A 25,834-nucleotide genomic window follows, 5' to 3' on the forward strand; every position below is an offset into this window, starting at 1 on the left:
GAAGTTTTTTTGATTTGTCAGGTCTTGGTAGCATTAACCGTGAGATTTGTCTGAAATAAAGCCGGGTGGCATGATCTTATGGTTTATTGTCACGGAGACACTTTCGCTTGCGCAGGTTTGTTGCGGGCTGGCGGAGTTATCGCTAGAAAGGGCGCCGTAACGACGGCGGTATCCTTGGAAGGTGCTGAAATGGCTGCGAAACTCTCCGTGAACCTGAATGCGATCGCGATGCTGCGGAACCGCCGCGATCTCCCCTGGCCGTCCGTTACCGGACTTGGGCAGATTGCGCTAGAGGCAGGTGCGAGCGGCCTCACCGTGCATCCGCGGCCCGATCAGCGGCATATCCGTTTTTCCGATCTGGCGCCGATCCGCGCGCTGATCGACGACCTCTATCCCGAGACTGAATTCAACATGGAAGGGTTTCCGAACGAGGAATTCCTGCAGCTTGTCGCGCGCCATCAGCCGGAGCAGGTAACGTTGGTGCCTGACGATCCGGCGCAGGCGACCTCGGACCACGGATGGGATTTTCGCAAGAACCATAATCTGCTCGGCAATGTCGTTGGACGATTGAAGAAGGGCGGTTTTCGCGTGTCGGTGTTTGCCGACGGCGATCCGGACCTTGAGGCACTGACGATCGCCAGGGAAACCGGTGCCGACCGGATCGAGCTCTACACCGGCCCCTATGGCGGCTGCTACGACGATCCCGAGCGCGGCGCGGTGCTGCTGGAGGAATTGGGCCAGACCGCCGATCTTGCCGCGACCCTGGGGCTCGGGGTCAATGCCGGTCATGACCTGACCGTCGCCAACCTGCCGGCGCTTGCGGCGCGGATTTCCAATCTTGCCGAAGTCTCGATCGGCCACGGTCTGACTGCGGATGCACTGGAGTTCGGCATGGCGGAAACCGTCCGCCGCTTCTGCCGCGCCTGCGGGCAGGATATCTGATATCACATGAGCACATAAAAAAGGGCTCCGTTTAGCGGAGCCCTTTGTCGTTTAACCGAGCAGTACTGATTTGCTGGCGGCCAGGAAATCTTCGAGCGAAGTCAGTTTCTGACCCGAAAGCTTGCCTGCATCGGCCGTCACCAGATCGATATGGCCCTCGCGGGTGTTGGTGTCGAACGAGACGACCACAGGGATGATGAAGTCGGGGAGGTCAGCCGCTTTCAGGCCGCCTGCGAGCTGCTCGTCGGAGACATGGACGACTTCCAGCGGCTTGCCGGTGACTTTTGCGGCAAGGGCTGCGACCTCGTCCGTCGTATGCTTCGTTTCGCCGGTCAGCGTGTAGGTCTTGCTTTCGGTTGCGCCTGACGCAAGGGCGTTCGCCGTCGCCTTGGCGATGTCAGCGCGGGCGATGTGGGCCAGCCTTCCCTGTCCGGATGCGCTGTACCATTTGCCTTCGGTAAGCGCGTGCGGCAGGGCCATGAACAGGTTTTCCATGTACCAGCCATTGCGCAGGATCGTGTAGGCGATGCCGGTTGCCTTGATCGCATTTTCGGTGCCGAGATGGTCCGGCGCGAAGGGGATGACCGAAGTTTCCGGGTTTGGCATCGATGTATAGAGGAGGTGCTTGGCACCGGCCTTTTTGGCGGCGGCAACGGCTGAGAGGTGCTGGCGCAGACGCTTGCCCGGTTCATCGAGGGCGTCGGTGGAGATGATCAGGATACGGTCGGCGCCCGTGAAGGCGGCATCCAAAGATGCGGCATCGTCGAAATCGGCGGCCCGGGTCTGCACACCCTTTGCCGCATAGTCTGCGAGCTTTTCAGTATCGCGGCTGGTGGCGATGATATCGGAAGGCGCGACCTTGCCGGAGGCCAGCAGTTCATCGAGCACGAGGCGGCCGAGTTTGCCGGTGCCACCGGTGACGAGGAGGGTTTCGGACATGATGGTTCCTTTGTGTGTCAAACGATGCCGGTTTGTTGCCGAAGCATCCCGTTTGAGATATGGTTCCTAAATGAGACCTTCTCTTATTTCGTCATCTGCCGGCGGATGTAAAGGAGGCAGTTTTTTCTGCGGTGGTTACGTAAAGGATACCGAGCTCCATGAATAAGATGACCGGAAAGACCGAGGGCGAGCGCGTGATCGTCGTGATGGGCATGGCCTTTTCACGCGAGCAATGCCCGGTCCGCGACGTCATCGACAATATCGGTGGCAAGTGGAATACGCTGATGATCCTGGCCTTGGCCGATGGACCCATGCGGTTTTCGGCGTTGCGGCGGCTGATCCCGGATATTTCCCAGCGCATGCTGACCCAGACGCTGCGCGACCTGCAGCGCGACGGCTATATCGGCCGTCAGGTCTTTCCGACGCAGCCGCCCAGCGTCGAATACAGCCTGACCCCGCTTGGCCAGTCCTTTCTCGTCCTGGTCAAGGGGTTGGTTGACTGGTCGGTTGAGCATCATCAGGCGATCCGGGCTGCCCGCGTCGAGTATGACGCAGCCGCCTGACACTGTGCAGGCTTTTATCGGCTGGACGGTTCGTTGCGCCCGCTGGTAGAGATGCGGCTGGGGCAATATCCGGATAGGCATTGATGAAACAGATCGATATTGGCGTGGTGGGAGCGGGGCCCGCGGGACTGGCGGTTGCCCTTTTCCTGTCGCGGGCCGGTCATCGCGTCGAAATCCTTGAACGTTTCGATACGCCGGCACCCGTTGGCTCGGGCCTGTTGATGCAGCCGACCGGGTTGACGGTGCTTGCCGCACTCGGCCTGTTCGACACCATTCAAACACTTGGAAACCGCATCGACCGGCTGCATGGCGCCGATGCTGTCAGTGGCCGGACCGTTCTGGACGTGCGCTATGATGCGGCACCCGGCGGGCGCTACGGGCTGGCGGTGCAGCGGGCGGCTCTGTTCAACACGTTGCATGATGCGGCGGTGGCCGATGGCATCACCATTCGCACCGGGATCAATCTGGTCTCGACAGCGCAAAACAGAGACCGTGTTGTGTTGAAGGATCAGGCATTACACGATGCCGGTGATTACGACTTGGTCATCGATGCGAGTGGTGCACGCTCGCTGCTGGCTGCCGGTTCCACCTCCGCGCCAGCGGTTCGCGACCTCACTTATGGCGCCTTCTGGGCGACGCTTGATGGTACGGGTGCTGCCTATGACCGGACTGCACTGTCGCAACGTTACGACAAGGCGAAGGTGATGATCGGACTGTTGCCGGCCGGTCGCGCCACCGTGGGCGATCCGGACAAGGTGGCGTTCTTCTGGAGCCTGAAGATTGCCGATGTCGAGGCGGTCAAGGCGGCCGGGCTTGAGCGGTGGAAGTCTGTCATTCGCGACTACTGGCCGGACTGTCAGCCGTTTCTCGACCAGATCGGTGATTGGGGCCAGCTGACACTGGCACGCTATGCGCACCGGACGGCAATGCCGCCCTATTGCGGCAATGTGGTCTTCATCGGCGACAGTGCCCATTCAACCAGCCCGCAACTGGGGCAGGGCGCCAACATGGCCCTGCTCGATGCGGCAGCGCTCAGCCATGCGCTGGCCAATCACTCCGAGCTTGCCTCTGCTCTGGCGGCCTATGCACATGCCCGGCGCAATCACGTGCGGCTGTTCCAGATACTGTCGCTCGCCTTCACGCCGTTCTACCAGTCGGATTCAGCCGCGATTGCCTGGGTGCGTGACCGGCTGGTCTCCACCATCGCCAAAGTGCCGCCGATGCCGGGTTTTTTGGCTGCGATTGTCGCAGGCACCGTGATCAATCCCTTCAAATCCGCCGGTTTGACGGAACATGACTGGCTTTCGCCGCCTTCTCAAGCCGACAGGGCGTCGCCGGAGGTTGCTGCCGTCAGATCCAGTGCCCAGATCTGACCGGTCAGATCCTTGCCGAACGAGTGGTGCGTCTCTTCATTTTCCAGCGTGAATCCGGCCGCGATGTAGATACGGCGGGCAGAGACGAGGATGTCGTTGGTCCAGAGTTCCAGCCGCCGGTAACCGGCGCTTTTGGCAAAATTGATACATTCGGTGACCAGCCGTGAACCAAGGCCTTGTCCGCGTGCGGCGCTATCGATGTGGAGAAGGCGCAGTTTTGCCGTCCCTTCGCTGCTGCCCTTGACGAGAAAAATGCTGCCGAGGAATGTGCCATTGCGTTCTGCGATCCAGCAATGTTCACGGGCGGGGTCGAAATTGCGGATGAAGGCAGCGCAGATTTCCGCGACCAGCGCTTCATACTCGCCGTTCCAGCCATAGGTTTCGGCATAGGCCTTTGCCTGGCTGGAGATGACCATACCCATGTCGCCGATCCGGTGCGGCCGGATGGTGAGGGACGCTGCGGCGCTTTTGCCGCCGGACAATAGCGTCTGCACAGATGCCATGGCCGCGCCGAGATCGCAGCGATCGTTTTCGCTGATCGGTTCCAGCAGCGCGGCGATACGCTGACGCGAGCGCTGCGCCAGATCGGTGGCGACGCCACGGCCGCGCAGCGTCAACTGCAGCAGGCGGCCACGGCCATCGGCCGGGTCTCTCGTGGTTTCGAGCAGGCCGGCATCGGTGAAGGATTTGAGCAGGCGGCTGAGATAGGCCGGATCGAGCGAAAGCTCTTCCGTGAGATGGGATGCCGATGTGGTGCCGTGCGCCGCCAGCTCATAGATGACGCGCGCTTCGGTCAGCGTATAGGGCGTGTCCATGAAGGCGCGGTCGAGCACGCCGATCCGATTGGTGTAGAACCGGTTGAAGGCGCGAATCTTCTCTATCTCGTCATCGCCGATTTCGGCAAAGGCTGGCTGAGACAAAGTTGAGTGTGACATGGCATTCTCCTTCGAATGCCATGATCGCAATTTATTTGACTGAGTCAAGTATTGTTGAGGTGGCCTCAGGCAGCCTGCTTGCCGCTCTGCGATACGCCTTCAAGCGCAAATTCGACGGCAGCATCCGCATGGATCGCGGTGGAATCGAAGCCGGGCAGTGGCAGGTTCTTCGGATCGAGAATCAGGCAGATTTCGGTGCAGCCGAGGATGATGGCATCGGCGCCCTGGTTTTTCGCGCGCTCGATGACGGCCATCAGTGCCTGCCGCGAGCTGTCGAGGATGACGCCGGCGCAGAGTTCATTGAAGATGATGTCGTGCACGAGGGTACGATCCTCGGCACTCGGCACCAGGACATCGACGCCATCGGCAGCCATGCGGTTGGTATAAAAGCCGTGTTCCATGGTGTAGCGCGTGGCGAGCAGCAGCGGGCGCTTGATGCCGGCGCCCTTCATCGAGGCGGCCGTTTCGTCGATGATGTTGATCAGCGGTACGGCAATCGACGCCTGAACTTCGTCGGCGATCAGGTGCATCGTGTTGGTGCAGATCAGCACGCAGCCCGCGCCAGCGGCTTCGAGCCCTTGGGCAACCTCGGACAGGCGCTTGGCGGCGTCATCCCAGCGGCCGGCCTTCTGCAGATCGACAATGGTCTGGAAATCGACCGAATGCAGCATGACTTCGGCCGAATGCAGGCCGCCCAGCCGCTCGCGTACGGCCTCGTTGATCATCCGGTAATAGACTGCCGAGCTTTCAAAGCTCATTCCACCGATGAGACCGATCTTGCGCATGATGCCGTTCCTGTTCCGCTGTGTTTTTTGATGCGGTAATTGTCACCGATGTATGGCGGAAAGAGTTCGCTTTGTTGGGTGACATTGCGATCATTTGCGCGTATTTTTTGCATGATTTTAAATTTGTGCGCAAATATTTCTTGAGTGGGCAAAGGTGTCGGGGAGAACAAGGCGTGCTGGACGAAAGGGACCGGAAGATTCTGTCGTTGCTGCAGGAGGATGCCAGCTTGTCGGTTGGGGATCTCGCCGACAAGGTCAGCCTGTCGATCTCCGCCTGTTCGCGACGCATCCAGCGGCTGGAGGAGACGGGCTATGTTGCCCGGCGGATCGCGGTTCTCGACCGCGACAGGATGGGCGTGCCGACCACGGTCTTTGCTCTGATCAAGACGGCGCACCATTCCGACGACTGGATCGACGTCTTTCGCAAGGTGGTTGCCGATATTCCCGAAATCGTCGAGGCGCACCGGCTGACGGGCAATTACGACTATATCCTCAAGGTCGTGTTGCCGCGCGTCGAGCATTACGACGTCATCTACAAGCAGATCGTCCGCAAGGTTGAACTGTTTGATGTCTCGGCCTCGATCTCGATGGAAATCCTCAAGAGCGGCATGTCAGTGCCGGTGGAATATGCGCGGTAGGTGACGTTCTAAATCCCCTGCCGGCCTGTGCACGGGTGCCATGCCGAAAGCGCAGTTGTCTATCGGTGCCGAAACGTAGAAGTTGTACTCAAAACAGGAGATACGATTATGCCGCAGGATAACCTACACCATGTTGTCGTCGTCGGTGGCGGATTTGGTGGCCTGCAACTGGTCAAGGATCTCAAGGGCGCGCCCGTTAGAATCACCCTGATCGACCGGCGCAATCATCATCTCTTCCAGCCGCTGCTCTATCAGGTGGCAACGACCCTTTTGGCGACATCGGAAATCGCCTGGCCGATCCGGCGGGTGTTCCGCGATCGGCCGGAGGTCACCACGCTCCTGGCAGAGGTCGATACCGTCGATCCCGCGGCCAGGACACTGGCGCTCCGGGGCGGCGAGACCATCAGTTATGATACACTGGTGCTGGCGACGGGGGCGACGCATGCCTATTTCGGCCGTGACGAATGGGAGCCGGTGGCGCCGGGCTTGAAGACGCTGGAGGATGCCACCACCATTCGCCGTCGCTTGCTGCTCGCCTTCGAGCAGGCCGAGATGGAAACCGATGCCAAGGCGCGGGCCGCACTTTTGACCTTCACCATCGTCGGTGCTGGGCCGACCGGCGTCGAGCTGGCCGGGATCATCGCCGAACTGGCGCATGTCACCCTACCGCAGGAATTCCGCAACATCGACACCCGCAAGACCCGGGTGATCCTCGTCGAGGCTGGGCCGCGGGTGCTGGCAGGCTTTGCCGAGGAACTGTCAGCCTATGCGCAGAAGGCGCTCGAGAAGCTTGGCGTCGAGGTTCACATCGGCGAGCGGGTGACGGAATGCACAGCGCAAGGCGTGATGATCGGCGAGCGCTTCATCGGCAGCCGGACGATCGTCTGGGCAGCTGGTGTCCAGGCCTCTCCGGCTGCCGCGTGGCTGGGCGTTGCGGCTGATAGGGCAGGTCGGGTCATCGTCGAAAAGGACCTGAGCGCGCCGGGCCTGCCAAATGTCTTTGTTGTCGGCGATACGGCATCCGTGATCCAAGAGGATGGCAAGCCGGTGCCGGGCATCGCACCTGCCGCCAAGCAGCAGGGCGCCTATGTGGCCAAGGTCATCAAGGCGCGGTTGGCGCAGAAGCCGGCGTTGCTGCCCTTCCGTTATCGTCATCACGGCAGCCTTGCGACGATCGGCCGGCGGTCGGCCATCATCGATTTCGGCCGGTTCAAGCTGAAAGGCGCTTTGGCCTGGTGGATCTGGGGCATTGCCCATATCTACTTCCTGATCGGCACGCGCAGCCGCTTCGTCGTCGCCTGGAGCTGGCTGTGGATCTATCTGAGCGGTCAGCATACCGCACGGCTGATCACCCAGAAGGAAACGCTGCAGGCTAGTCCGACCGAAGGTGACAAGGCCGCGTAACCGCATCACTGATGGGCTGCAGCATTTTCAGCTATCCGGTACCAGATGGTTCAGCTTGCTGACACCAGTCATTTTCTCACCATTTTGCAGTATTTCAGAAACTGTGCGATTGCCAAATCCTCGGTCATTCCTGTGCTTGTCACAGGAATCCACCCAGCTCAAGTCATTGAGCTGAAAGAGTCTTTTGACCCGACGGACGTCGGGTCGCTGGATCCCCGCCACAAGGTCTGACATGACGGAGAGTGGGGCGCCGCTCTCGTCAGATAAGGGTAATCAGGGTTTGTCAGCAGTCTGGGCCATCCGGTACCACTTAGTCGAAGCCAATCGTTCGATTACGGAATGATCCGTTGTGCGCGCATCTCGCGGAACACCGACAGGAACATCTCGTCGGTCTGCACATAATCATGGAACCCCAGCCGCCGTGCCTTGGTGCCATCGGCGAAGAAATCATAGTTCCAGCTGAACACCGCATCGCCAAAACCCCAGGAGGAGACGGTTTCATACGGGTGGTCGGCAAGTCCGTATTTCTCCTTCATTTTCGACCAGAGGGCTGCCTTGTCGGCCATCACCACGTTGAGCGACATCGGCAGTGGTGCAGCCGTTTCCATCTCGAAGAAGCGGGCGATCTTCGGCCACATCTCGTTCCAGCGGAACAGGTCGCCATTGGCGATGTTGAAAGCCTGGTTGGCGCATTGCGGATGGGTGGCCGCCCAGACGGTTGCCCTTGCCAGAAGGTCGGCGTCGGTCATTTCGAGCAGCGTGTCGTAGGAGCCTGGTTTGCCGGGGAACCGCAACGGCAGGCCGAGCTCCTTCGACATCGAGGCATAGAGGCCGATGACCATCGCCAGGTTCATCGGATTGCCGGTAGCAACGCCGATGACGACGGAGGGCCGTAGCGCCGACCACGTCCAGGCTTTACCTTGCTGCTGGCTTTGCAGAAACGCCTGCTGGTCCATGTTGAATTCCGGCGGCATATGATTGTCTTCGTCCTCGCGCGCCGGTGTCTTGAAGGGCCCGAGATGGGCGCCATAGACCTTGTAGCCCTGCATCAGGCTGACATGGGCAAGGTTTGGCGCTACCCGCTCGATGGCGGTGACGACATTGACCAGCATGGCCAGGTTGGGCTCGACCAGCTCGGCCCAGGTCGGGCGGTCCTGATAGGCAGCGTAGAAAATGTGTGTCACTTCGGTGAGATCGGCGAGTTTGTTGAAGCAATCTGCCGGGTCGAGCAGGTCAACGGATATATGCCGGATTTTGTCCGTCGGGGTGCCGCCGCGCCGGGAGAGGCCGATGACCGACCAATCCTCCAATGTTTCAAGATGGCGGGCGAGATTGCCGCCGATGACGCCTTGAGCGCCGACGATGAGGGCGGTTTTGTGCTTGTCCATGACAGTCTCCTATGTGTCGATGGATCAGATATGGACGCGCGCCGATTTGAGAACTAGACAACGATAAGGCACAGGATTTGTGAGGTGAGGGCACGATGGCACGGCTGGATATCAATCGCTCCGGCGAGATGGAAGTGTTCGTGCGGGTTGTCGATCTCGGCGGCTTCTCGGCCGCCGCCCGTGATTTCGCCATGACGCCCTCGGCGGTGAGCAAACTGGTGACCAGGCTGGAAAGCCGGCTGAATGCGCGGCTGGTCAATCGCTCGACGCGCAAGCTGCAGCTGACGCCGGAGGGTTGCCGCTATTACGAACATGGCGTGCAGGTTCTCGCCAATCTCGACGAGGCGGAACGGGCGGCCGCGGCGGCCGACAGCCCGAGCGGGCGCATTCGCGTCAGCGCCAACGTCCCTTTCGGCCGGCACCTGCTTTTGCCGGTCCTGCCGGACTTTTTAGCGCTGTTTCCGGATGTGTCGCTCGACCTGTCGCTCACCGATCATGTCGTCGATCTGCTGGAAGATCGCACCGATGTCGCCGTACGGGCGGGACCATTGAAGAGTTCGGCACTGATGGCGCGAAAACTGGGCACGGTGAAACTGCATATCGCGGCGGCTCCCTCCTATATTCAGCGCAAGGGCATGCCAAAACATCCGGATGATCTGGCCGGGCACAATATGCTCGGCCCGAACTATGTCCGCGCCAGCGGCGGCTGGCCGTTCAGTGTTGATGGTGTGGATAGGACGATCAAGCCGGTGGGCAGTATTCAGGCAAGCGATGGGGAAGCGTTGCGGGAACTGGCGTTGGCGGGTGCGGGGCTGGCGCGGCTGGCAGATTTTCAGGTGCGAGGCGATTTAACCCGCGGCGCGCTGGTGCCGGTGTTGGAGAGCTTCACGGTGTCAGATAGCGAGGAGGTTCACGCGATCTTTCTCGGCCAGGGCGGCCATATGCCGGCGCGGGTGCGGGTGTTCCTCGATTTCCTCGCCGAGCGCTGCCGGGTCAGTTGACACTATTGCGGTGCCGACAGGTTGCCATCGTTTTTGCATTTCGACAGCGCCAGCTGCCGGAACGACAGGATCTCGGTGATCGACCCTTCGTTGTCGTCGGTCTCGACCGAAAGGCAGGCGCAGGCATAGCCGTAATTGCCGTTGGTCTGGACATAGTCGCGCCCGGAAATATCCGGGATCAGATCCATGCCGGGAGGCCCTTCGCGGCCGCCTTGCGACATGATCGTCCAGCTGCCATCGGCATCATCCAGCCACCAGTTGGCTGGTGTCGGGTTCTGCAGCCAGCCGCAACGGGTTTCGGCAGCCAGCAGCGGCGAGGCGGCGGCAATACCAATCAAGAATGTTGCGATGGCGAGCTTCATGGGTACGTCCTTCGCCAGGCAGGCGACGAAAAATCAGGGTTTCAGGCGCTTGCAATCGAACGTGTCGCCGCTTGCCATCGACAACCATTGCATCGACGTTTGCGTCACGCTCGACAGGCCGATCTGGTAGTTGTCGTCGAACGACAGGATGTAGTTGCCATCCTCCTTTTCGACCTTGCGGATCGGCATCGGCCCTTCGCCGGCATCATAGGTGTCCTTGGTGAAGCTGAAGGTGGCAACACCACAATCCCAGCTGCCTACGTAGGGCACTTCGTCGGCAGCTGCGCCTGGTGTTACTGTTGCAACTGCAATCACAGCTGTAACCACAATGACGTCAAGACGCATGATTTCCCCTCTGCCGATTAGTTGTTGATGCTGATCACTGCCCAGTGGGATGAACTGCAATCGCCGTTGTCGCAGACATTGCTCATCCACACCGCGCCATCCGCCAACATCACGCCGTCGCTGTTGACGAATAGCTGGCCGAAGGTCTGGCCGGCAACGGCATCCCGTGTGTCTTGCGTCACCAGCGTGTCGAAATTCTCGATGAAATCGTCAGCGCTCTGAATCTCAAAGCTTTCGCCATTGGCCGCCACCGGCAGAGGATATTTGGCAAGTCCGGCGATCGTGGCCGCATCGCTGTTGCCCATCGCTTCCACCAGGCTGAGCAACGGCTCACTGAGGTCCCCGGCATTGCCATGCAGGGACTCAATCCGGTTGTAGACTTCCTCATCGGATTGAGCGGCAACAGTCATGGGGAAAAAAGCAAGCGTGGCGAACAGGAGAAGGGCAAGGGTACGCAGGCGGGGCATGAAAACTCCGGGATATGGGGTGTCTGAAGCCGCACACTAGCTGACCACATCTTGAAACGGAACGGGATCGGATGGCGTGGAGGTGTCCATTTTTGGTGCTGGTGGCCATTATTCTCTCTACGTTTGGCGGGCTGCTTATATTCGCGATGACGAAGGTTTGTTTGCGCTCCATGTGGTGCCTCAAAATCCTTCGCCAACAGGCTTGACCGCTTCCCCGCTTTGCGGCATAAGCGGCGAACCGTACCGTACGGTACTGTGAATGGAGATGATTTCTTGCAGCTTGCCGCCCACCCACACCAGCCGGACTATTCGCCGCGCCAGAACGATGTTCTGGACAGCGCGCTGCGCCTGCTGGTTGATGGTGGCGAGAAGGCGCTGACGACGGCGGGGGTGGCGCGAGCCGCTAACTGCTCGAAGGAAAGCCTGTATAAATGGTTCGGCGATCGCGACGGTCTGCTGTCGGCGATGATCGGCTTCCAGGCGAGCAAGGTCCGCACCTTCGACGATGCCGCCGAAACGCTGACGGCGGCGACGCTGCAGGAGCACCTGGTGTTGTTCGCCCGCGACCTGCTGGAGGTTCTGGCCGGCGATGTTTCGCTGGCGCTGAACCGTCTGGCGATCGGACAGGCGAGCCGCGACGGCTCCAAGCTCGGATCGATGCTGCAGGAACGCGGCCGCCGGCAGATCGGCAAACGCGCTGGCGCGTTGCTGGAAGCGGGGCGCGAAGCCGGGCTTTTGGTATTCGGCGACCGCGACGACGCCTATGATACGCTGTACGGCCTGATCGTATCCGACCTGCATCTGCGGATGCTGCTCGGCGAGGACAGTGGCCGTTTGGTCAAGGATTTCGGCCGTAGGGGAGAAAAGGCGGTGTCTGCTTTCCTCCGTCTCTACGGCAGTGAAAAGAGTTCGGCACAGTCCTGAGGGCGGCCGGAAGAGTTTTATAAGACAAGCAAAGGGAAGGAAATTACAATGCGCGTCTATTACGATCGTGATGCTGATCTCAACCTCATCAAGTCCAAGAACGTCGTTATCGTCGGTTACGGTTCGCAGGGCCGCGCCCATGCGCTGAACCTTAAGGATTCGGGCGCCACCAACGTCGTCATCGCGCTCAAGGCCGGTTCCGCAACCATCAAGAAGGCCGAAGCCGATGGCTTCAAGGTCATGACCGTTGCAGAAGCTGCCAAGTGGGGCGACCTGTTGATGATGGCGACGCCGGACGAACTCCAGGCCGACATCTATCGGGACGAAATCGCCGGCAACATCCGCGACGGCGCTGCGATCGCTTTCGCACACGGCCTCAATGTGCATTTCGGCCTGATCGAGCCGAAGTCGACACTCGACGTCGTCATGATCGCACCGAAAGGCCCCGGCCATACGGTTCGCGGCGAATACCAGAAGGGCGGCGGCGTTCCCTGCCTCGTTGCCGTTGACAAGAATGCGTCCGGCAACGCGCTTGATCTCGCTCTGTCCTACGCCTGCGGCGTCGGCGGTGGCCGTTCGGGCATCATCGAAACCAACTTCAAAGAGGAGTGCGAAACCGACCTCTTCGGCGAACAGGTTGTTTTGTGCGGCGGTCTCGTCGAGCTGATCCGCGCCGGTTTCGAAACGCTGGTCGAAGGCGGCTATGCGCCGGAAATGGCCTATTTCGAGTGCCTGCACGAAGTCAAGCTGATCGTCGACCTGATCTATGAAGGCGGCATCGCCAACATGAACTACTCGATCTCGAACACGGCCGAGTGGGGCGAATACGTCTCGGGTCCGCGCATCATTACGGCTGAAACGAAGGCTGAAATGAAGCGCGTCCTCACCGACATTCAGACTGGCAAGTTCACCTCCGATTGGATGCAGGAATACCGTTCGGGTGCTGCCCGCTTCAAGGGTATCCGCCGCATGAACGATAACCACCAGATCGAAGAAGTCGGCGCCAAGCTGCGCGGCATGATGCCGTGGATCGCCAAGAACCAGCTGGTCGACAAGGCCAAGAACTAATATTGCTGCAGAGCAAAATTAGTATATTGCACTAGCGTAATACTGAAGGACCGGGAGATATCTCCCGGTCTTTTTCGTTTTGGCAAGTAATATTTGGAACATTGCCGTTTTTGGCGTATTCTATTCGTCAGGAGGATACTGCAATGACAACGTTCTTCTATCATTTCGCCATTTTCGATGCTTTCATCGTCGGTGCCATTGTGCTCCTCGTTGGTTTGAGCATGTTCGGACATCACGAAGCCTGACACCCTGCTTTCGGAATTGACGCAATTCCGGAAAGTTAGTAGGCGATGACGAAGCGGCCGGCGGCCTTGCCCTGGTCGAGTTCACGCAGTGCGCCGGACACGCCGTCGAGCGTAATCGGCACGATGTCATTCTCCAGCGGTTTTGCCGCATGAAGCTCCACGACTTCGCGCATCTCTTGCCGCGTTCCCACGCTTGTTCCCGTGATGACGACGCCGGTTGCGGTTAGCCATTCCTGGCTGACGGGAACCGGGTCCGGCACCAGCGCTGCCGCGACGATACGGCCCCTCGGCCGGATGGCGGCGATCATCGGTGCCCATGTGGCGGTGGTGGGGGCAAAGTTGATGCAGACATGGCTTCTGTAGGGTTCGGTTCCGAGCGTTTCCGTGAGTGTGTCATCGGCCAGGAGCGTTGCTGCGGCGCCGTAGCGGCAAGCAAGCTCGAGTTTGGCGGGGTCGCGGTCAATGGCGATAACGCGGGCGCCAAGCCGGGCGGCAATCTGGATCGCATAGAGACCAACTCCGCCACAGCCTAAAATGGCGCATGTTTCCCCCGCGCGCAGGGCAGAGCGCTTGACGGCGCCATAGGCGGTAACACCGGCACACATGATCGGTGCGAGGGCAATCGGATCAAGACCATCGGCCAGCGGCACGGCGTAGGCGGCATCAGCCACCACGTATTCGGCAAAGGCGCCGGGCACGTTCAGTCCATGCGCGCGCTGGTTCTGGCAGAAAGATTCCATGCCATCTGCGCATTCGTCGCAATGGCGGCAGGTGTCGTGCAGCCAGGGCACGCCGGCACTGGCACCGATTTCCCAGCTTGTCACATCCGGCCCGGTGGCGACGACGGTGCCGACACCCTCATGGCCGAGGATGAAGGGGACGGGATCCGACGGCGGGCGGACATGTCCCTTCCAGATATGTACATCCGAGTGGCAGACGCCGCACGCCTTCAGCCTGACGAGGATCTGGCCGGGGCCGGGTTTTGGGACAGGGACTTTGCGCTGTTGCAGCGGCGCGTCATATGTTTCAACCACCGCCGCGTTCATGAAATCCTGAATGATGCTCACGGTTGAAGTCCCAGAGCGGACTGAACAGCGGAAAGGGCGGGCGCGCCGTCGAACGTGGTGACGCCTGAAAGCCAGCGGTCGAGTTTGTCCGGATGGTCCTTGATCATCTGTTTGGCGGCGTCTTCGGCAGACAGTCCCTTGTTGGAAATCATGTCCATGCCGATATTCTCGTACTTCAGGTCGAACACCAGATTGGTAAACAGTTTGGCTGCATTCGGGCATTCCGCCGCATAACCGCCGCGGGCAATGGTGCGCACCGTCGCGCCGCCGAAATTCGGGCCATATTCCTTGTCACCGCCGGAAAGATAGGTGAGGTCGTACATCAGGTTCATCGGGTGTGGTTCCCAGCCGAGAAACACCACCCAGTCCTTGGTCTTGGTGGTCTTGGCAACCTGCATCAGCATCGCTGCTTCGCTCGATTCGACGACTTCCCAGCCGGCAAGCTGATGGTTTCCGGCGGTGATCATGTCGAGCAGCGGCTGGTTCGACCCCGGCTCGATACCGTAGATTTTCCGGTCGAATTTTTCGGCATGGGCGGCGAGATCGTCATAGGATGTCACGCCGGCGTCGGCGACGTATTTCGGCACGGCGAGTGTGAACTTGGCGCCTTCGAGATTGGTTACCAGCGGCTCGACCGACTTGTCGTCGAAATAGGCCTTGAACTGTTCGTCCTGGACCGGCCGCCAGTTGCCGAGGAAGATATCCAGCTGCTTGCCCTTGAGCATTTCATAGGTGACGTTGAGGCCAAGAAGCGTCTGGGTTGGCTGGTAGCCGAGTGCGGTCAACATCACCGCCGCTGTGGTGTTGGTCAGCGAGATATCCGTCCAGCCAAGATCCGACATGCGAACAGTACGACAGGATTCCGCATCCGTGGCATTGGCCGTAAGCGGCAACAGGGTAACGCCGAGCGCGGCGAGAGCAAGCTTGCATGCGTTCATATCCATTCCCCTTTTTTAGGTATTGAGGGAAACGATAGGTCAACAATATTTTTTGTCAAAATAAAAATTTGTTAGAGCGTACAAAAAATCTTTCAGGTATTAAAAATACATGAACGTACAACCGAAAAAACAGAAGAAACGCATCGAGGAAATCCGCCGCATCGAGCTGATCGAGGCGGCTTACCGGATTTTCATCAAGGATGGGCTGAAGGGGCTGACGACCACGCGCATATGCCAGGAGGCTGGCATGTCGCAGGGGATTCTTACCTATTATTTCGAGGATAAGGACGAGGTCCTATTCGAGATGGTCCGCCACGCAAACCGTATCCTGATGGACGATGTGGTCGTGCGGCTACGCGCCGCCGCTAGCCGCTGGGACCGGATCATCGCGGTGATCGACGGCAATTTTCCGGAGAGCCGCTTCGAGCGCAATACGGCCAATGCCTGGGTGTCGTTCTACGCCGAGGCGGCGCATAATCAGCGCTACGCCCGGCTGCAGCGGCTGTTCTACCGGCGGCTTCATTCCAATCTGGCGTCGGCGCTTGTGCCGGCTGTTGAAGGGGCCGCAATCGATCCGTTCGTGCTCGGTTTTGCCGCTATGCTCGACGGAATCTGGCTGCGTCGTGGGCATTCTGATGCGGATATCAGCCTGTCGCAGGGCAAGCAGTTGCTTACGCGTTATACGGAGAATAGTCTGGGGACAGCTATCGTCGAACGCCTGAAGTCGATGCCGGTGGCCGGATGATCGCAGAAAATGCATCTTTGCACCGAAGTATAGGTCAGCATTGTTGACTTAATAAGCACGGCGTGATGTGCTCCGGAAAAAGCATAATCTGAGGAAACGTCCATGCTCGATTGGGAAAATATCTTCGCGACGCGGTCTTCACGGATGCGCGCCTCGGAAATCCGCGAACTGCTGAAACTTTTGGACCGGCCGGACATTATCTCGTTTGCCGGTGGCATTCCGGATCCGGCGCTGTTTCCGGATGAGGAATTCAAGGCCGCCTATGCCGATATCTTCGGCGGCCCGACGGTCAGTGCCGCGCTACAATATTCGGTCAGCGAAGGCTACCTGCCGCTGCGCCAATGGCTTGCCGGCCGCATGGCCGCCATCGGCATCCCGTGCGAGCCGGAAAACATCCTGATCACCTCGGGCTCGCAGCAGGCGCTCGATTATCTCGGCAAGCTGTTCCTGTCGCCCAACGATACGGCTCTGGTCACCTGGCCGACCTATCTTGGCGCGCTGCAAGCCTTCAATGCCTATGAGCCGTCCTATGATCAGCTGTCGCCAGCCGGCAACCGTACGCCGCAGACCTATCGCGATGTCGCGGCGGAAGCTGGCGGCCGGGTGAAGTTTGCCTATATGTCGGCGGAATTCGCCAATCCGACCGGCGAAACGCTGGATCTGGCGGCGCGTGAAAAGGTTCTCGATCTGGCCGAGGAACTCGATATCGCCGTTATCGAGGACGCCGCCTATCAGTCGCTGCGGTATGACGGGCAAGCCGTTCCGCCGATGCTGGCGCTCGAGATTGCCCGCAAGGGTTCGATCAACGACACCCGGACGATCTATTGCGGCAGCTTCTCCAAGACGCTGGCGCCCGGCCTTCGCGTCGGTTTCGTGGTTGCGGCCATGCCGATCATCCGCAAGTTGGTGCTGATGAAGCAGGCGGCCGACCTGCATTCGTCGACCATCAACCAGATGGCGATCTGCCATGTCGCCGAGCGCGGTTTCGACGCGCAGGTCAACAAGATCCGTGCCGTCTACAGCAAGCGCCGCGATGCCATGCTGGCAGCGCTCGGGAAATACATGCCGAAGGGCGTCAGCTGGACGGTTCCGGAAGGCGGCATGTTCGTCTGGCTGACCTTGCCGGCCGGCATGGACGGAGCCGATCTCCTTGCAAAATCGCTGGTCTCGGCAAAGGTCGCTTTCGTACCGGGCAAGGCCTTCTTCGCCGACGGTTCCGGCGCCAACACGCTTCGCGTCAGCTTCTCCTGCGCCGACGAGGCGATGATCAAGGAGGGGATTTCCCGCCTCGGTAACCTCATTGGTCAGGAGGCGGCGGCGATTGCTGCTTAGTTGTCCAAAGGGTTTCTGCGGGGGAAGCAGAGACGGTAATTGTACAAGCATAAGAGGCGTCGCGCGACCGTTTTGAGCCGCGCGACCCTTCCTATGTACCGGGGTGGATACCCCACAGCTTGTCACGCAAGGTGGAATCCGACAGAATTGCATCGTTCAGGCGGTCGAGCCCCACTTCACCGGCAAGTGTGATGTTGCCTGACAGCAGCGAAACACCGAGCCCCGCCTTCCTGTCCGGAAGTGTGTAGCCCAGAGCCTCGAGAATCGTCGGATATGTATCGACCATTGTCGCTGCGGTTGTACTCAATCTCGGGGAAAGCCCATCCTTAAGGATAATGAAGGTATTTCGACGCTCTTTACTCTTCAACTGACGATAAATCTGGTTGCGCATGGCAAGATGGTCACTCTGCACAACGACAACGGTATTTTCAAGAAGGCCGGCCTCCTCTACTTTCTTGATGAAGGCTTCAGCCAGCTTGTTCGTGCAGTAAAATGCTTGCAATGTTTGATTTGGAAGCGACATGACATCGGCATCGGCAAGACAACTGCGCGAGACGAAGCCGTGAGGGCTATGCCCGCCAATTGCCGATACCGTTAGGCCAAAGGGCTTTTCGCCGCTCGAAAGAGCGACGATTTCCTTGAATGCGGCATCGAACAGATCCTCGTCGTCGATACCCCACGGATTGGCCCGGGTTCCGAATGCGGTAACCGGGGCTGGATAATTCGCGCCGATTTCTGCGTATCCAACACCCTTTTGGTAGTTGTGTGCAGCCACAAAACCATCGGTACCGGCGAACCCAAGCATGGCGCCTTGCATGAATGTCAGCGTGTAGCCGTCTCGGGCGAGAATATCGCTGAGGCAGACCGCCTTTGGTAGCAGGGCTTTGACATGGGCGAAATCATAGCGGCCGGTCATGCCCAAGCCGAGCAGCGGCACTCCACAATTGCTGGCGATTTGGCCAGCGAGCGTCCAGTTCGTTTTCTCCGATTCAGCGATGCCGGCCGCTGAGAACCCGCGGGCTTCCAGACGTTTCAAGGGCGCTGCGGTCTTTCCAAAAAGGCTTTCGTCCCAAAGAGTTCGCTCGGTACTTTCCAAGTAGATATGGATCAGATTCGGTTGCCGGTCTTCCGGCTTCAGCGCCACCGCCGGATCGCTGAAATGGCGTGTGAGGTCCAGTTGATCCGAGGCGTATGCCCGCATCACATGGTTGCCAATGCCGTAGGTAAAGGGATTGAAGACAAGAAGCGGAACGGTCAACAGCGCGCCAAGCGTCTGCATCCGCCGATGTCTACGCGCGGCCTGCCGCCAGCAGACAAAAAGCAGAAGGAACGGAAGCAATTCCACCGCGACTTGGAGAGCAACAAAACTCATCACGCCGTTTGATTCCATTTCATATTGAAAGTGAAACAGAATGGGTGCCAGGGAGAACTGACCGAAAACCTGGATGAACACGCACCAGATCATCAGCATCACCATTGGGATGAGCGGAAGCCACCATCCCATGGCCGGCCGTCCGCTGGCGAAGTGGCGGCCAAAGCCCAGCGCGAGAAGCATCAAGAAAAGCGGTGGGAACCCAAAAAGGATCAGCGTCGGGTCTTCGTCGGTGACCTTCACGGCGATGTTCAGGAGGGTGATTGCAAAAACTGCAGCCCAAATCATCCAGTAAGGACGTGTCGGTTCGGCGCGATCGGATCTCCACAGTTTGAGCATACTGAAATTCTCCGCAATTTGGCGCAGTACCAAGGTTACAGAGGTGTATAAGGCGATCCCTAACGACAGGTTGACTTACGGTCGGCGATATTGCCTCGCTGGAAGGGTAGTTAAAAAAAGGTATTGCGCGCATCCCAGGCCTTCATACGGCAGACCCGATGGATAGCCTTGCCCGGCCGGGTATGCTGATTGCAATCGACCAAATTCTTTGTGCTCTGATGGGCTCGTGCTCAACGGGGCGTGAAGCTTCTATGGCCGCCTATCCTTCCTCTGAAAGGCTGGCGAGGGCGGCTTCGTAGATCACGTCGGGTAGGACTTCGAAGGTGTAGGGCATGTGAACGCGTTCCCATTTTTGATGGTAGTCGCGCCCCCATGGCCCGATATTGACCACCGGATAGGACAGAAGGCCGTTCGGTGCCTTGTCGACAAAGGCCGAGCAGGGCGTGTTGTCGGATAGAAGCTGCGTCTGTCCGATGGCCGGGCGATGGCCGAAGAAGCTCATGTCCGAAATACCGGCGAAGAACTGTTTTGCCTTGATGCTTGTCCCATGCCGTTTTGCGCAGGTTTCGGCGGCGGCCATGATGTTTCGTTCGAAGGTTTTTCCCATATCTCCGGCACTGTCCAGGTGGACGCGCGGGTAGTGCAGGGTCGAAAAACCGACGATCACCAGCGGGCCTTCGAGACCGGCCTCTGCGAGCGTGGCCGCGACGATCTGGCGGGTAATCAACAGAGGATCTTCGCCGTTCGACAGGGACTGATCGAGCGCCTTCAGACGTTCGGCTGCAGCCTGTCCGCCATGGGAGACGGCAAGCGCGTACAATTCGGCGTAGGTGAGGACCTGTCCCGCATGGGATTCTGCACGGCCTGAGCCCTGGCGCTCGAAGAAGGCCTTTGCATTCTGTGCCTGAGTGTCGAGCGCTGCTTGCATGGCGGTTGCCGCAAGCGCGCTGAACTCGGTGAGCACGTCTTCCGGTGTGCGCCTGTGCGTCAGCCAGTTGAACGACAGCCAGACATGCGCCGGTGTCGTCACTTCATATCCGTGGCGCACATCCTTGGCTTCGAGGCAGACCGGTGCCGGCGAAACCTCGCCATGCGCCTCGTCGCAAAGAGCGCTGTTCATCTCCATGGCGCGCATGATCTCGGCACCGATCAGGTGGGCGCTGACGCCGTCGAAGGCATAGCCGGCATGGGTGGGGCGGCCGGCGACGAAGGCGAACGGCGAGAATTTGCCGACCGAGCCGAGATAGACAGCCCGGCCTTCCTCGCCATCGCCATCATCGCCGCTGGCATCGAGATTGATGCCGGCGATAATGTCGAGGTCGAATTTCTCGGCGATGGCGGGTAGGGCGTCACGTAAGGCCCGCATGCCACGCGAGCGGTTCTCTTCGTCCGGTGTGGCGACGAACAGGAGATTACCTGGCGGCTCAGCGAGTTCGGCAAAGCGCTCCAGCGCCGCGATACCGGCGGCAAGGCCGCTCTTCATGTCGAGCAGGCCGCGGCCCGCAAGGAAATCGCCGGTCATGAGGTCGGTCAGTGCCTTATCCTCAGCCGGATTGCGGCTTTTGGCCGTGAGCTCGTCGATCAGCGCCGCAGTGAGGGCTTCCGGTTCACAGGCAAGTGATACCAGTGAACTGTAATTGGCAATTGAGACGGTATCGAAATGCCCCGCCAGAACCAGGCAACGCCGGCCCTTGCCGCGTACCAGCCCCAGCACATTTTGCCGGGCGGGCGTGCCGTGGCTGTCGAGCGCCAGCAGATTTTCCGGGTGCTTATGAAAATAGGGTGTGCCGCCAAGAAGCTCCATCAAACGGCCAGAGAATGCCGCTTCGCTGTCGCTTTCCGTGACACTTGGCCACCGGGTCATTTCGATGGAAAGCTCGCCGGTGCGCGACAGGGAATTGCGGAGAGATGGGCGGTCGGCAGACGGCATTTCGGGCGATCCTCTAACGATTCGAATGGACCCCTGTGACGAGGCTGGCGAACTCTAGCCCCCGGCTCCATAAAGCGAAATGGCAATAATATGGAAATTTGCTTGATATTTTTGACGAAATGGCAGGGTATGTTGGCATAATGATCAAAGGTTGATGTCATGGACAATACCGACCGCCGTTTGCTGGCAATTCTGAGAGCCGATGGCCGGGCCTCGATTTCGAAACTGGCTGAACTCTTGAAAATATCGCGCGGCACAGTACAAAACCGGATCGACCGGCTAACCGCCGATGGCGTTATTGCCGGCTTCACCGTCCGTATCGCCGCAGCGGAGGACCCGCATGCCGTTCGCGCCGTCATGCTGATCGAGATCACCGGTCAAAAGACTGTCTCGGTGGTGAAGACATTGCGCGGTATTCCGGAGATCCGGGCGCTGCACACGACCAATGGTGCCTGGGATCTCGTTGCCGAAATCGAAACGGAGAATCTCGCCGAGTTCGACCGCGTCCTACGCTATGTCCGGGCGCTGGAAGGGGTGTCCAAATCGGAAACGAGCTTGTTGCTGACGACGATTTGAGGCTGGTCTCTCGCCTAAGTATGCGGCCCGAGCAGCGACAGGTCGGCTTCGCCCAGCCGGTCCTTGGCTGTGCGGACCTGATGCCAGTAGGGGTAGAGGATCGGTGGCGCGCTGACCTCGTCGAGGCGCTGGCGCTCTTCGGACGTCAGGACCAGGTCGGTGCTGGCGAGATTGTCCTTGAACTGCGCTTTGGTACGGCCGCCGATGATGACGGAAGTTACGGCCTTGCGGCCGATCAGCCAGGCCAGCGCCACCTGCGCGCCCGAGACATTACGGCTTTCGGCGATATCGACGAGGGTATCGACGATGTTCCACAGGCGGTCCTCGTCGCGGATCGGCGGCTCGTCCCAGCCCGCCAGCTGCCGCGATCCTTCCGCCGTCTTGTTGCGGCGGTGCTTGCCGGAAAGCAGGCCGCCGGCCAGCGGGCTCCAGACGAGCACGCCGAGACCCTGATCTATGGAGATCGGCAAAAGCTCGTATTCGGCTTCGCGGGCTTCGAGCGTGTAGTGGATCTGCTGGCTGACGAAGCGCTGGCGATGCTCAGTCGCACTGACGCCGAGCGCCTTCATGATGTGCCAGCCGGAAAAGTTCGAGCAGCCGATATAGCGAACCTTGCCCTGGCGCACGAGCATATCAAGCGCTTCCATCGTTTCTTCCAGCGGCGTCTGGCCATCCCATTCATGCAGCTGGTAGAGGTCGATGACATCGGTCTTCAGGCGCTTCAGGCTTGCCTCGCAGGCGCGCACCAGATGATGGCGTGAGGACCCCGCATCGTTCGGGCCATCGCTCATCGGGAAGCGGGCCTTGGTTGCGATCAGGACGCCGTTCTTGCGCTTGCCGTCGATGATCTCGCCGACGATTTCCTCGGACACGCCCTGCGAATAGACATCCGCCGTATCGATCAGGTTGACGCCGGCGTCGAGAGACATGTCGACAAGTTTTTTGGCCTCATTGACGCCGAGGTCGCCTACAGTCTTCGCCCAGCCCTTGCCGCCAAAGGTCATGGTGCCGACGGTCAATGTCGAAACCTTGAGGCCGGAGCGGCCGAGAAGACGATATTCCATGACGATTTTCCGATTCGTTTGACGTGCGCAGCGCAAGCTAAGCTAGTCGTGGGCCATCAAAAGGAAAGGGGCGGCCGGATGGCCGCACGCCGATTTTGCAATCTTCGTTCAATCCTTTGCCAGCACGATGACCCGGTCGGCCGCGCTATAGAGCAGCTTCTCGGACTTCGCCGGATTGACCGTGACGCCACCAAGCCGGCGCTGGTCCGGGCCCTCGTCGCGCTGGCGGCGGTAGCCGATCGCCACCTCGCCGCGCCGCAGGGCGGCAAGGCAGATCGTGTAGAATGTGACAGGCTCGCCGATGGCGACATAGTCGCTGACCGGCCGCATGTAGATTTCCGATCCATCCTCGTCGAGAAGCTCGTCGAAGATTGCGGCCATGCGTTCGTTTTCGGATGCCTGTGCCAGCATCAGGCTGACCAATTTGTTGCTGACGACGAAATCGTCGGCGCGGGTGACTTCCGCCAGTTCCCGGTTGCGCACGTCGGTCATCTCGCTGACGACGCTGATATGGCGGCCTGCCTGTTCGGCGATCTTGCGCAGCTGCAACAGGGTGACCAGCGTGCGGGTGTCGGCGGGCTGCGGCGCCATATGGTCGCTGTAGCCGAGAACGAGCACGTGATCGTAACTTGGAATGTCGAGCGCATCGAGCTCGGCGCGATTGCTGGTGTCGATGACGCGGTAATCGACGGCCATGTTGCCGTTGGCCACCTTGAGGGCTTCGATTTCATCCTCAAGCTCCGGCGTATCGGCCGCAATCGTCAGTAGCGAACCGGGCGCGACGTAACGCGACAGTTCGAAGGTGATGATCGGTCCACGGCGGTTCCAGCCAAGCAACAACGTCCGTTCGGGGCCTTGCTCGCGCACCTCCGCCGGAAGGATGGCGTCCTTCTCGATATGGATGTCGTTGCCGCCGGCTTTGATCGCGGCATCGTCCTCGGCGATGATGACGGCACGTTCGCCCGGCTTGAAGATACGACCAGGCGGTGGATTGAGATGCACCTTGCCGTCCTCCTCGCAAAGGCCGATCAGCGTCGATGTTTCGTAGGCCATCACGGCTGCGGCAAAGCTCTTGCCGGTAATATCAGGCTGTTCCAGCGTGTAGATCTCGCAGCCATCGAAATCGAGAAGTTCGGAATAGACGGCGCTCAAGCCAGACTGGCGGCTGGAATGCACGACGATGCGGGAAATCAGGTCATCGGCCAGAATCAGCTGCAGCTCCTTGCCGCCGACGATGCGGGCAACCTCGGCGTTCTTGCTGTCGCGGATTTCCGCGGCGATCTGGTATGGCTTGGCGCGGCGGTTGGGGGCGTTCACCAGTGCCAGCACGCTCTTGATCACCTGCGAGTCCGGATCGTCGCCTTCGGGCGACAGCACAATGACGGAGCGCGAGGTTTCCGGATTGACGATGTTCAGGTCGTAGAGATCAGTCGGGTCGCCGCTGCGGCAGATGATCTTGGTGTTCTTGAGGTCGGCCACCTTTGTGGCGATTTCGTCCTCCATCTCCACCTTGTCCTTGCTGGCCATGATGACGATGCGCGGCTTCTTGCGGCTGGCATTGGCGATGACCAGTTCGGAAATGACGTCGAAAATCGAGGGCGACCAGTTGAGAATGATCGTATGATCGTTCTCAAGTACCTGGGAGCGGCCCTTGCGCAGTTCATCAAGCTTGTTTTCCAGGCCGGAACTGAGCACGCCGATCAGAGCCGAGAACACGAAGATGCCGGCGAGCGTGACGAACAGGGACACGCCGCGAAAACCCCAGCCAGTATCGCCGCCCATTGTGCCGGCGTCAAAGGTCCGCATCAGGGATTCCCATGTGCCTTCGATGAAGCTGACGGGCTCGCCACCTTCCGGCGCGATCTGGGTGATGGCGAGAAAGGCGCCGGCGACAACGATGACGATGAGCGAAATGACTGTCAGCCAGCCGATCAGCGCGATTGCTCCCCCGGCCATGCTCTTGTCGAATTCATAACGCAGCCGTGCGCTCCATGTCGTACTCTTGCTCATCGATTTTCCCTTGGCCGCGCCATATGCGTTTCGCTGCGGATCGCAGATATTACCAATATATTCAACAGGTTTACGTGGCTGAGTGCCAATGCACCCAGTAATGTTCATCTGGTCATCCGGTTATCTATCCACATCACGCTTGTGGCGGGCTGTTTATCGGGACAAGTGGTAATCCCCCCGTTGTTAATGGGACTCGTCAGTAGAATTCACGCCGCCATTTTGAGGGTCTCGCTACTTCGTTGAAAGGGGACACTGATCCAGCCGAGCATACCGCGGATACCCGTTCGACCGAAACGCCGAGGGGGAGGTCCTGGATGATTTCGGTCATCGTCTCTTCGAGTTTCTCGCCGAAGGCGAGCAGGTTGCCGCCCGTCTTCATGCCAATCGCGAGCCCGATCGAAGGCTTGCCGTTGAAGCGGAAGAGCGAGGAGGGCGGATCGACATAGCCGCGGCTGATGTTGGCGACGTCGGTCAGCGGAAAGAAGCGATCGTCCACCTTGAGATTGATTCCACGCAGGGTGTCTTCGGAGATGAAGCGTCCGCCGACGCGCAGGGCAATGCGTTCCGGGCCCGCCTCGACGAACCCGGACTGGGTGACGGCGTTTTGCGCCTGTAGCGTGAATATGATGTCGGCGCGGTTGATGCCGAGGGCCGCGATTTAGCGGGTGGAGAACTCGAGGAAGATCACCTCGTCCTGCGCACCGACGATGTCGATCTTGCCGACGTCTTGAATCTTGGGAACCTTCGTGCGCGCGCTCTCGGCGAAATCGCGCAGTTCCCGTTGACTAAGACCGTTTCCGGTAAGGGCAAAAATATTGCCATATACATCGCCGAACTGGTCGTCGAAGAACGGACCGACGACGCCTTGGGGGAACTCGTGCTTGATGTCGTCGATCAAATTGCGGACGCGTGACCAGGTGGGCTTCACATCCCGCGCATCCGTACTCGGAAGCAGATCGACGAAAACGATCGTCTCACCAGCGGTCGTGATGCTTCTTGTATGTTCCAGGTTATCGAGTTCCTGCAGCTTCTTTTCGATGCGTTCTTCTCCGGTAGCTTTGTACGGGGCCGCGCCGTTCAAG

Annotated in this window: 24 protein-coding genes and 1 pseudogene; 11 read left to right on the plus strand and 14 right to left on the minus strand. The window is 59.7% G+C overall.

Annotated elements, in window-relative coordinates:
• Positions 1–189: 189 nt before the first annotated feature.
• Complete coding sequence (locus tag ACP7E0_RS03290) at positions 190–942, plus strand: pyridoxine 5'-phosphate synthase (protein ID WP_426122929.1); 753 nt, start codon at positions 190–192, stop codon at positions 940–942.
• Between the two features lie 51 nt (positions 943–993).
• Here ACP7E0_RS03290 and ACP7E0_RS03295 read toward each other — a convergent pair whose 3' ends face one another.
• The gene (locus tag ACP7E0_RS03295) at positions 994–1,881 is read right to left on the minus strand and encodes an SDR family oxidoreductase (RefSeq protein ID WP_426122930.1); all 888 of its coding nucleotides are present in this window, start codon (positions 1,879–1,881) and stop codon (positions 994–996) included.
• A gap of 158 nt (positions 1,882–2,039) precedes the next feature.
• Here ACP7E0_RS03295 and ACP7E0_RS03300 point away from each other — a divergent pair, with 158 nt between their 5' ends.
• Both ACP7E0_RS03300 and ACP7E0_RS03305 read left to right on the plus strand, forming a co-directional pair.
• Positions 2,040–2,444, plus strand: a complete 405-nt coding sequence (locus ACP7E0_RS03300; protein WP_426122932.1) for a winged helix-turn-helix transcriptional regulator — start codon at positions 2,040–2,042, stop codon at positions 2,442–2,444.
• A gap of 83 nt (positions 2,445–2,527) precedes the next feature.
• Positions 2,528–3,817 (plus strand): FAD-dependent oxidoreductase, encoded by a 1,290-nt coding sequence (locus ACP7E0_RS03305; RefSeq protein WP_426122934.1) that lies wholly within the window; start codon positions 2,528–2,530, stop codon positions 3,815–3,817.
• On the opposite strand, the gene ACP7E0_RS03310 is transcribed toward ACP7E0_RS03305, so the two are convergent.
• Positions 3,760–4,752: a bifunctional helix-turn-helix transcriptional regulator/GNAT family N-acetyltransferase gene (locus tag ACP7E0_RS03310; RefSeq protein WP_426122935.1), complete on the minus strand. Its 993-nt coding sequence runs from the start codon at positions 4,750–4,752 to the stop codon at positions 3,760–3,762. The two genes, ACP7E0_RS03305 and ACP7E0_RS03310, sit on opposite strands and share 58 nt — an antisense overlap.
• Positions 4,753–4,817: 65 nt before the next feature.
• Positions 4,818–5,537 carry an aspartate/glutamate racemase family protein gene (locus tag ACP7E0_RS03315; RefSeq protein WP_426122936.1) on the minus strand — a complete coding sequence of 240 codons (720 nt, stop codon included), beginning with the start codon at positions 5,535–5,537 and terminating at the stop codon, positions 4,818–4,820.
• A 173-nt stretch (positions 5,538–5,710) separates the two neighbouring features.
• Here ACP7E0_RS03315 and ACP7E0_RS03320 point away from each other — a divergent pair, with 173 nt between their 5' ends.
• Both ACP7E0_RS03320 and ACP7E0_RS03325 read left to right on the plus strand, forming a co-directional pair.
• Complete coding sequence (locus tag ACP7E0_RS03320; protein WP_426122937.1) at positions 5,711–6,175, plus strand: Lrp/AsnC family transcriptional regulator; 465 nt, start codon at positions 5,711–5,713, stop codon at positions 6,173–6,175.
• 108 nt (positions 6,176–6,283) lie between these two features.
• Positions 6,284–7,579 carry an NAD(P)/FAD-dependent oxidoreductase gene (locus ACP7E0_RS03325; RefSeq protein ID WP_426122938.1) on the plus strand — a complete coding sequence of 432 codons (1,296 nt, stop codon included), beginning with the start codon at positions 6,284–6,286 and terminating at the stop codon, positions 7,577–7,579.
• A gap of 332 nt (positions 7,580–7,911) precedes the next feature.
• On the opposite strand, the gene ACP7E0_RS03330 is transcribed toward ACP7E0_RS03325, so the two are convergent.
• Entirely contained in the window at positions 7,912–8,967 is a 1,056-nt protein-coding gene (locus ACP7E0_RS03330; protein ID WP_426122940.1) for an SDR family oxidoreductase, read from the minus strand.
• A 95-nt stretch (positions 8,968–9,062) separates the two neighbouring features.
• Here ACP7E0_RS03330 and ACP7E0_RS03335 point away from each other — a divergent pair, with 95 nt between their 5' ends.
• Complete coding sequence (locus tag ACP7E0_RS03335) at positions 9,063–9,968, plus strand: LysR family transcriptional regulator (RefSeq protein ID WP_426122941.1); 906 nt, start codon at positions 9,063–9,065, stop codon at positions 9,966–9,968.
• Positions 9,969–9,970: 2 nt separating this feature from the next.
• Here the strand turns inward: ACP7E0_RS03335 and ACP7E0_RS03340 are convergent, their stop codons facing one another.
• From ACP7E0_RS03340 to ACP7E0_RS03350, 3 genes are read right to left on the minus strand one after another with little or no spacing between them, the layout of a single operon-like run.
• On the minus strand, positions 9,971–10,330 hold the full coding sequence (locus ACP7E0_RS03340; RefSeq protein WP_426122942.1) for a DUF4087 domain-containing protein: 360 nt from the start codon (positions 10,328–10,330) through the stop codon (positions 9,971–9,973).
• A 33-nt stretch (positions 10,331–10,363) separates the two neighbouring features.
• On the minus strand, positions 10,364–10,675 hold the full coding sequence (locus tag ACP7E0_RS03345) for a hypothetical protein (protein ID WP_426122943.1): 312 nt from the start codon (positions 10,673–10,675) through the stop codon (positions 10,364–10,366).
• A gap of 17 nt (positions 10,676–10,692) precedes the next feature.
• Positions 10,693–11,142, minus strand: a complete 450-nt coding sequence (locus ACP7E0_RS03350) for a hypothetical protein (protein ID WP_426122945.1) — start codon at positions 11,140–11,142, stop codon at positions 10,693–10,695.
• 273 nt (positions 11,143–11,415) lie between these two features.
• Between ACP7E0_RS03350 and ACP7E0_RS03355 the strand changes: the two genes are divergently transcribed.
• Together ACP7E0_RS03355 and ilvC are read left to right on the plus strand one after the other, a co-directional pair.
• A complete protein-coding gene (locus tag ACP7E0_RS03355) occupies positions 11,416–12,066 on the plus strand; it encodes a TetR/AcrR family transcriptional regulator (protein ID WP_426122946.1) in 651 nt (216 codons plus the stop codon).
• 48 nt (positions 12,067–12,114) lie between these two features.
• Positions 12,115–13,134 carry a ketol-acid reductoisomerase gene (ilvC, locus tag ACP7E0_RS03360; RefSeq protein ID WP_113316701.1) on the plus strand — a complete coding sequence of 340 codons (1,020 nt, stop codon included), beginning with the start codon at positions 12,115–12,117 and terminating at the stop codon, positions 13,132–13,134.
• Between the two features lie 280 nt (positions 13,135–13,414).
• Here ilvC and ACP7E0_RS03365 read toward each other — a convergent pair whose 3' ends face one another.
• Complete coding sequence (locus tag ACP7E0_RS03365; protein ID WP_426122948.1) at positions 13,415–14,446, minus strand: alcohol dehydrogenase catalytic domain-containing protein; 1,032 nt, start codon at positions 14,444–14,446, stop codon at positions 13,415–13,417.
• Positions 14,443–15,384, minus strand: a complete 942-nt coding sequence (gene choX, locus ACP7E0_RS03370; protein WP_426122949.1) for a choline ABC transporter substrate-binding protein — start codon at positions 15,382–15,384, stop codon at positions 14,443–14,445. Before choX ends, ACP7E0_RS03365 begins: the two co-directional genes overlap by 4 nt.
• A 109-nt stretch (positions 15,385–15,493) precedes the next feature.
• On the opposite strand from choX, the gene betI reads away from it, so the two are divergent.
• Positions 15,494–16,129, plus strand: a complete 636-nt coding sequence (gene betI / locus ACP7E0_RS03375) for a transcriptional regulator BetI (RefSeq protein WP_426122950.1) — start codon at positions 15,494–15,496, stop codon at positions 16,127–16,129.
• Positions 16,130–16,231: 102 nt separating this feature from the next.
• The gene (locus ACP7E0_RS03380) at positions 16,232–17,461 is read left to right on the plus strand and encodes a PLP-dependent aminotransferase family protein (protein WP_426122951.1); all 1,230 of its coding nucleotides are present in this window, start codon (positions 16,232–16,234) and stop codon (positions 17,459–17,461) included.
• 91 nt (positions 17,462–17,552) lie between these two features.
• Here the strand turns inward: ACP7E0_RS03380 and ACP7E0_RS03385 are convergent, their stop codons facing one another.
• Together ACP7E0_RS03385 and ACP7E0_RS03390 are read right to left on the minus strand one after the other, a co-directional pair.
• Positions 17,553–19,172: a sulfatase-like hydrolase/transferase gene (locus ACP7E0_RS03385; RefSeq protein WP_426122953.1), complete on the minus strand. Its 1,620-nt coding sequence runs from the start codon at positions 19,170–19,172 to the stop codon at positions 17,553–17,555.
• Between the two features lie 259 nt (positions 19,173–19,431).
• Complete coding sequence (locus ACP7E0_RS03390) at positions 19,432–21,102, minus strand: M20/M25/M40 family metallo-hydrolase (RefSeq protein ID WP_426122955.1); 1,671 nt, start codon at positions 21,100–21,102, stop codon at positions 19,432–19,434.
• Positions 21,103–21,261: 159 nt separating this feature from the next.
• Here ACP7E0_RS03390 and ACP7E0_RS03395 point away from each other — a divergent pair, with 159 nt between their 5' ends.
• A complete protein-coding gene (locus ACP7E0_RS03395) occupies positions 21,262–21,678 on the plus strand; it encodes an Lrp/AsnC family transcriptional regulator (RefSeq protein ID WP_426122956.1) in 417 nt (138 codons plus the stop codon).
• Positions 21,679–21,692: 14 nt separating this feature from the next.
• Here ACP7E0_RS03395 and ACP7E0_RS03400 read toward each other — a convergent pair whose 3' ends face one another.
• From ACP7E0_RS03400 to ACP7E0_RS03410, 3 genes and pseudogenes are all read right to left on the minus strand, one after another.
• A complete protein-coding gene (locus ACP7E0_RS03400) occupies positions 21,693–22,742 on the minus strand; it encodes an aldo/keto reductase (protein ID WP_426122958.1) in 1,050 nt (349 codons plus the stop codon).
• A gap of 108 nt (positions 22,743–22,850) precedes the next feature.
• On the minus strand, positions 22,851–24,752 hold the full coding sequence (locus ACP7E0_RS03405; protein WP_426122960.1) for a CASTOR/POLLUX-related putative ion channel: 1,902 nt from the start codon (positions 24,750–24,752) through the stop codon (positions 22,851–22,853).
• A 274-nt stretch (positions 24,753–25,026) separates the two neighbouring features.
• Positions 25,027–25,797, minus strand: a pseudogene (locus tag ACP7E0_RS03410) (efflux RND transporter permease subunit); the annotation flags it as partial.
• Positions 25,798–25,834: the final 37 nt, after the last annotated feature.

The organism is Pararhizobium sp. PWRC1-1, assembly GCF_049897905.1.
Taxonomy (GTDB): Bacteria; Pseudomonadota; Alphaproteobacteria; order Rhizobiales; family Rhizobiaceae; genus Pararhizobium.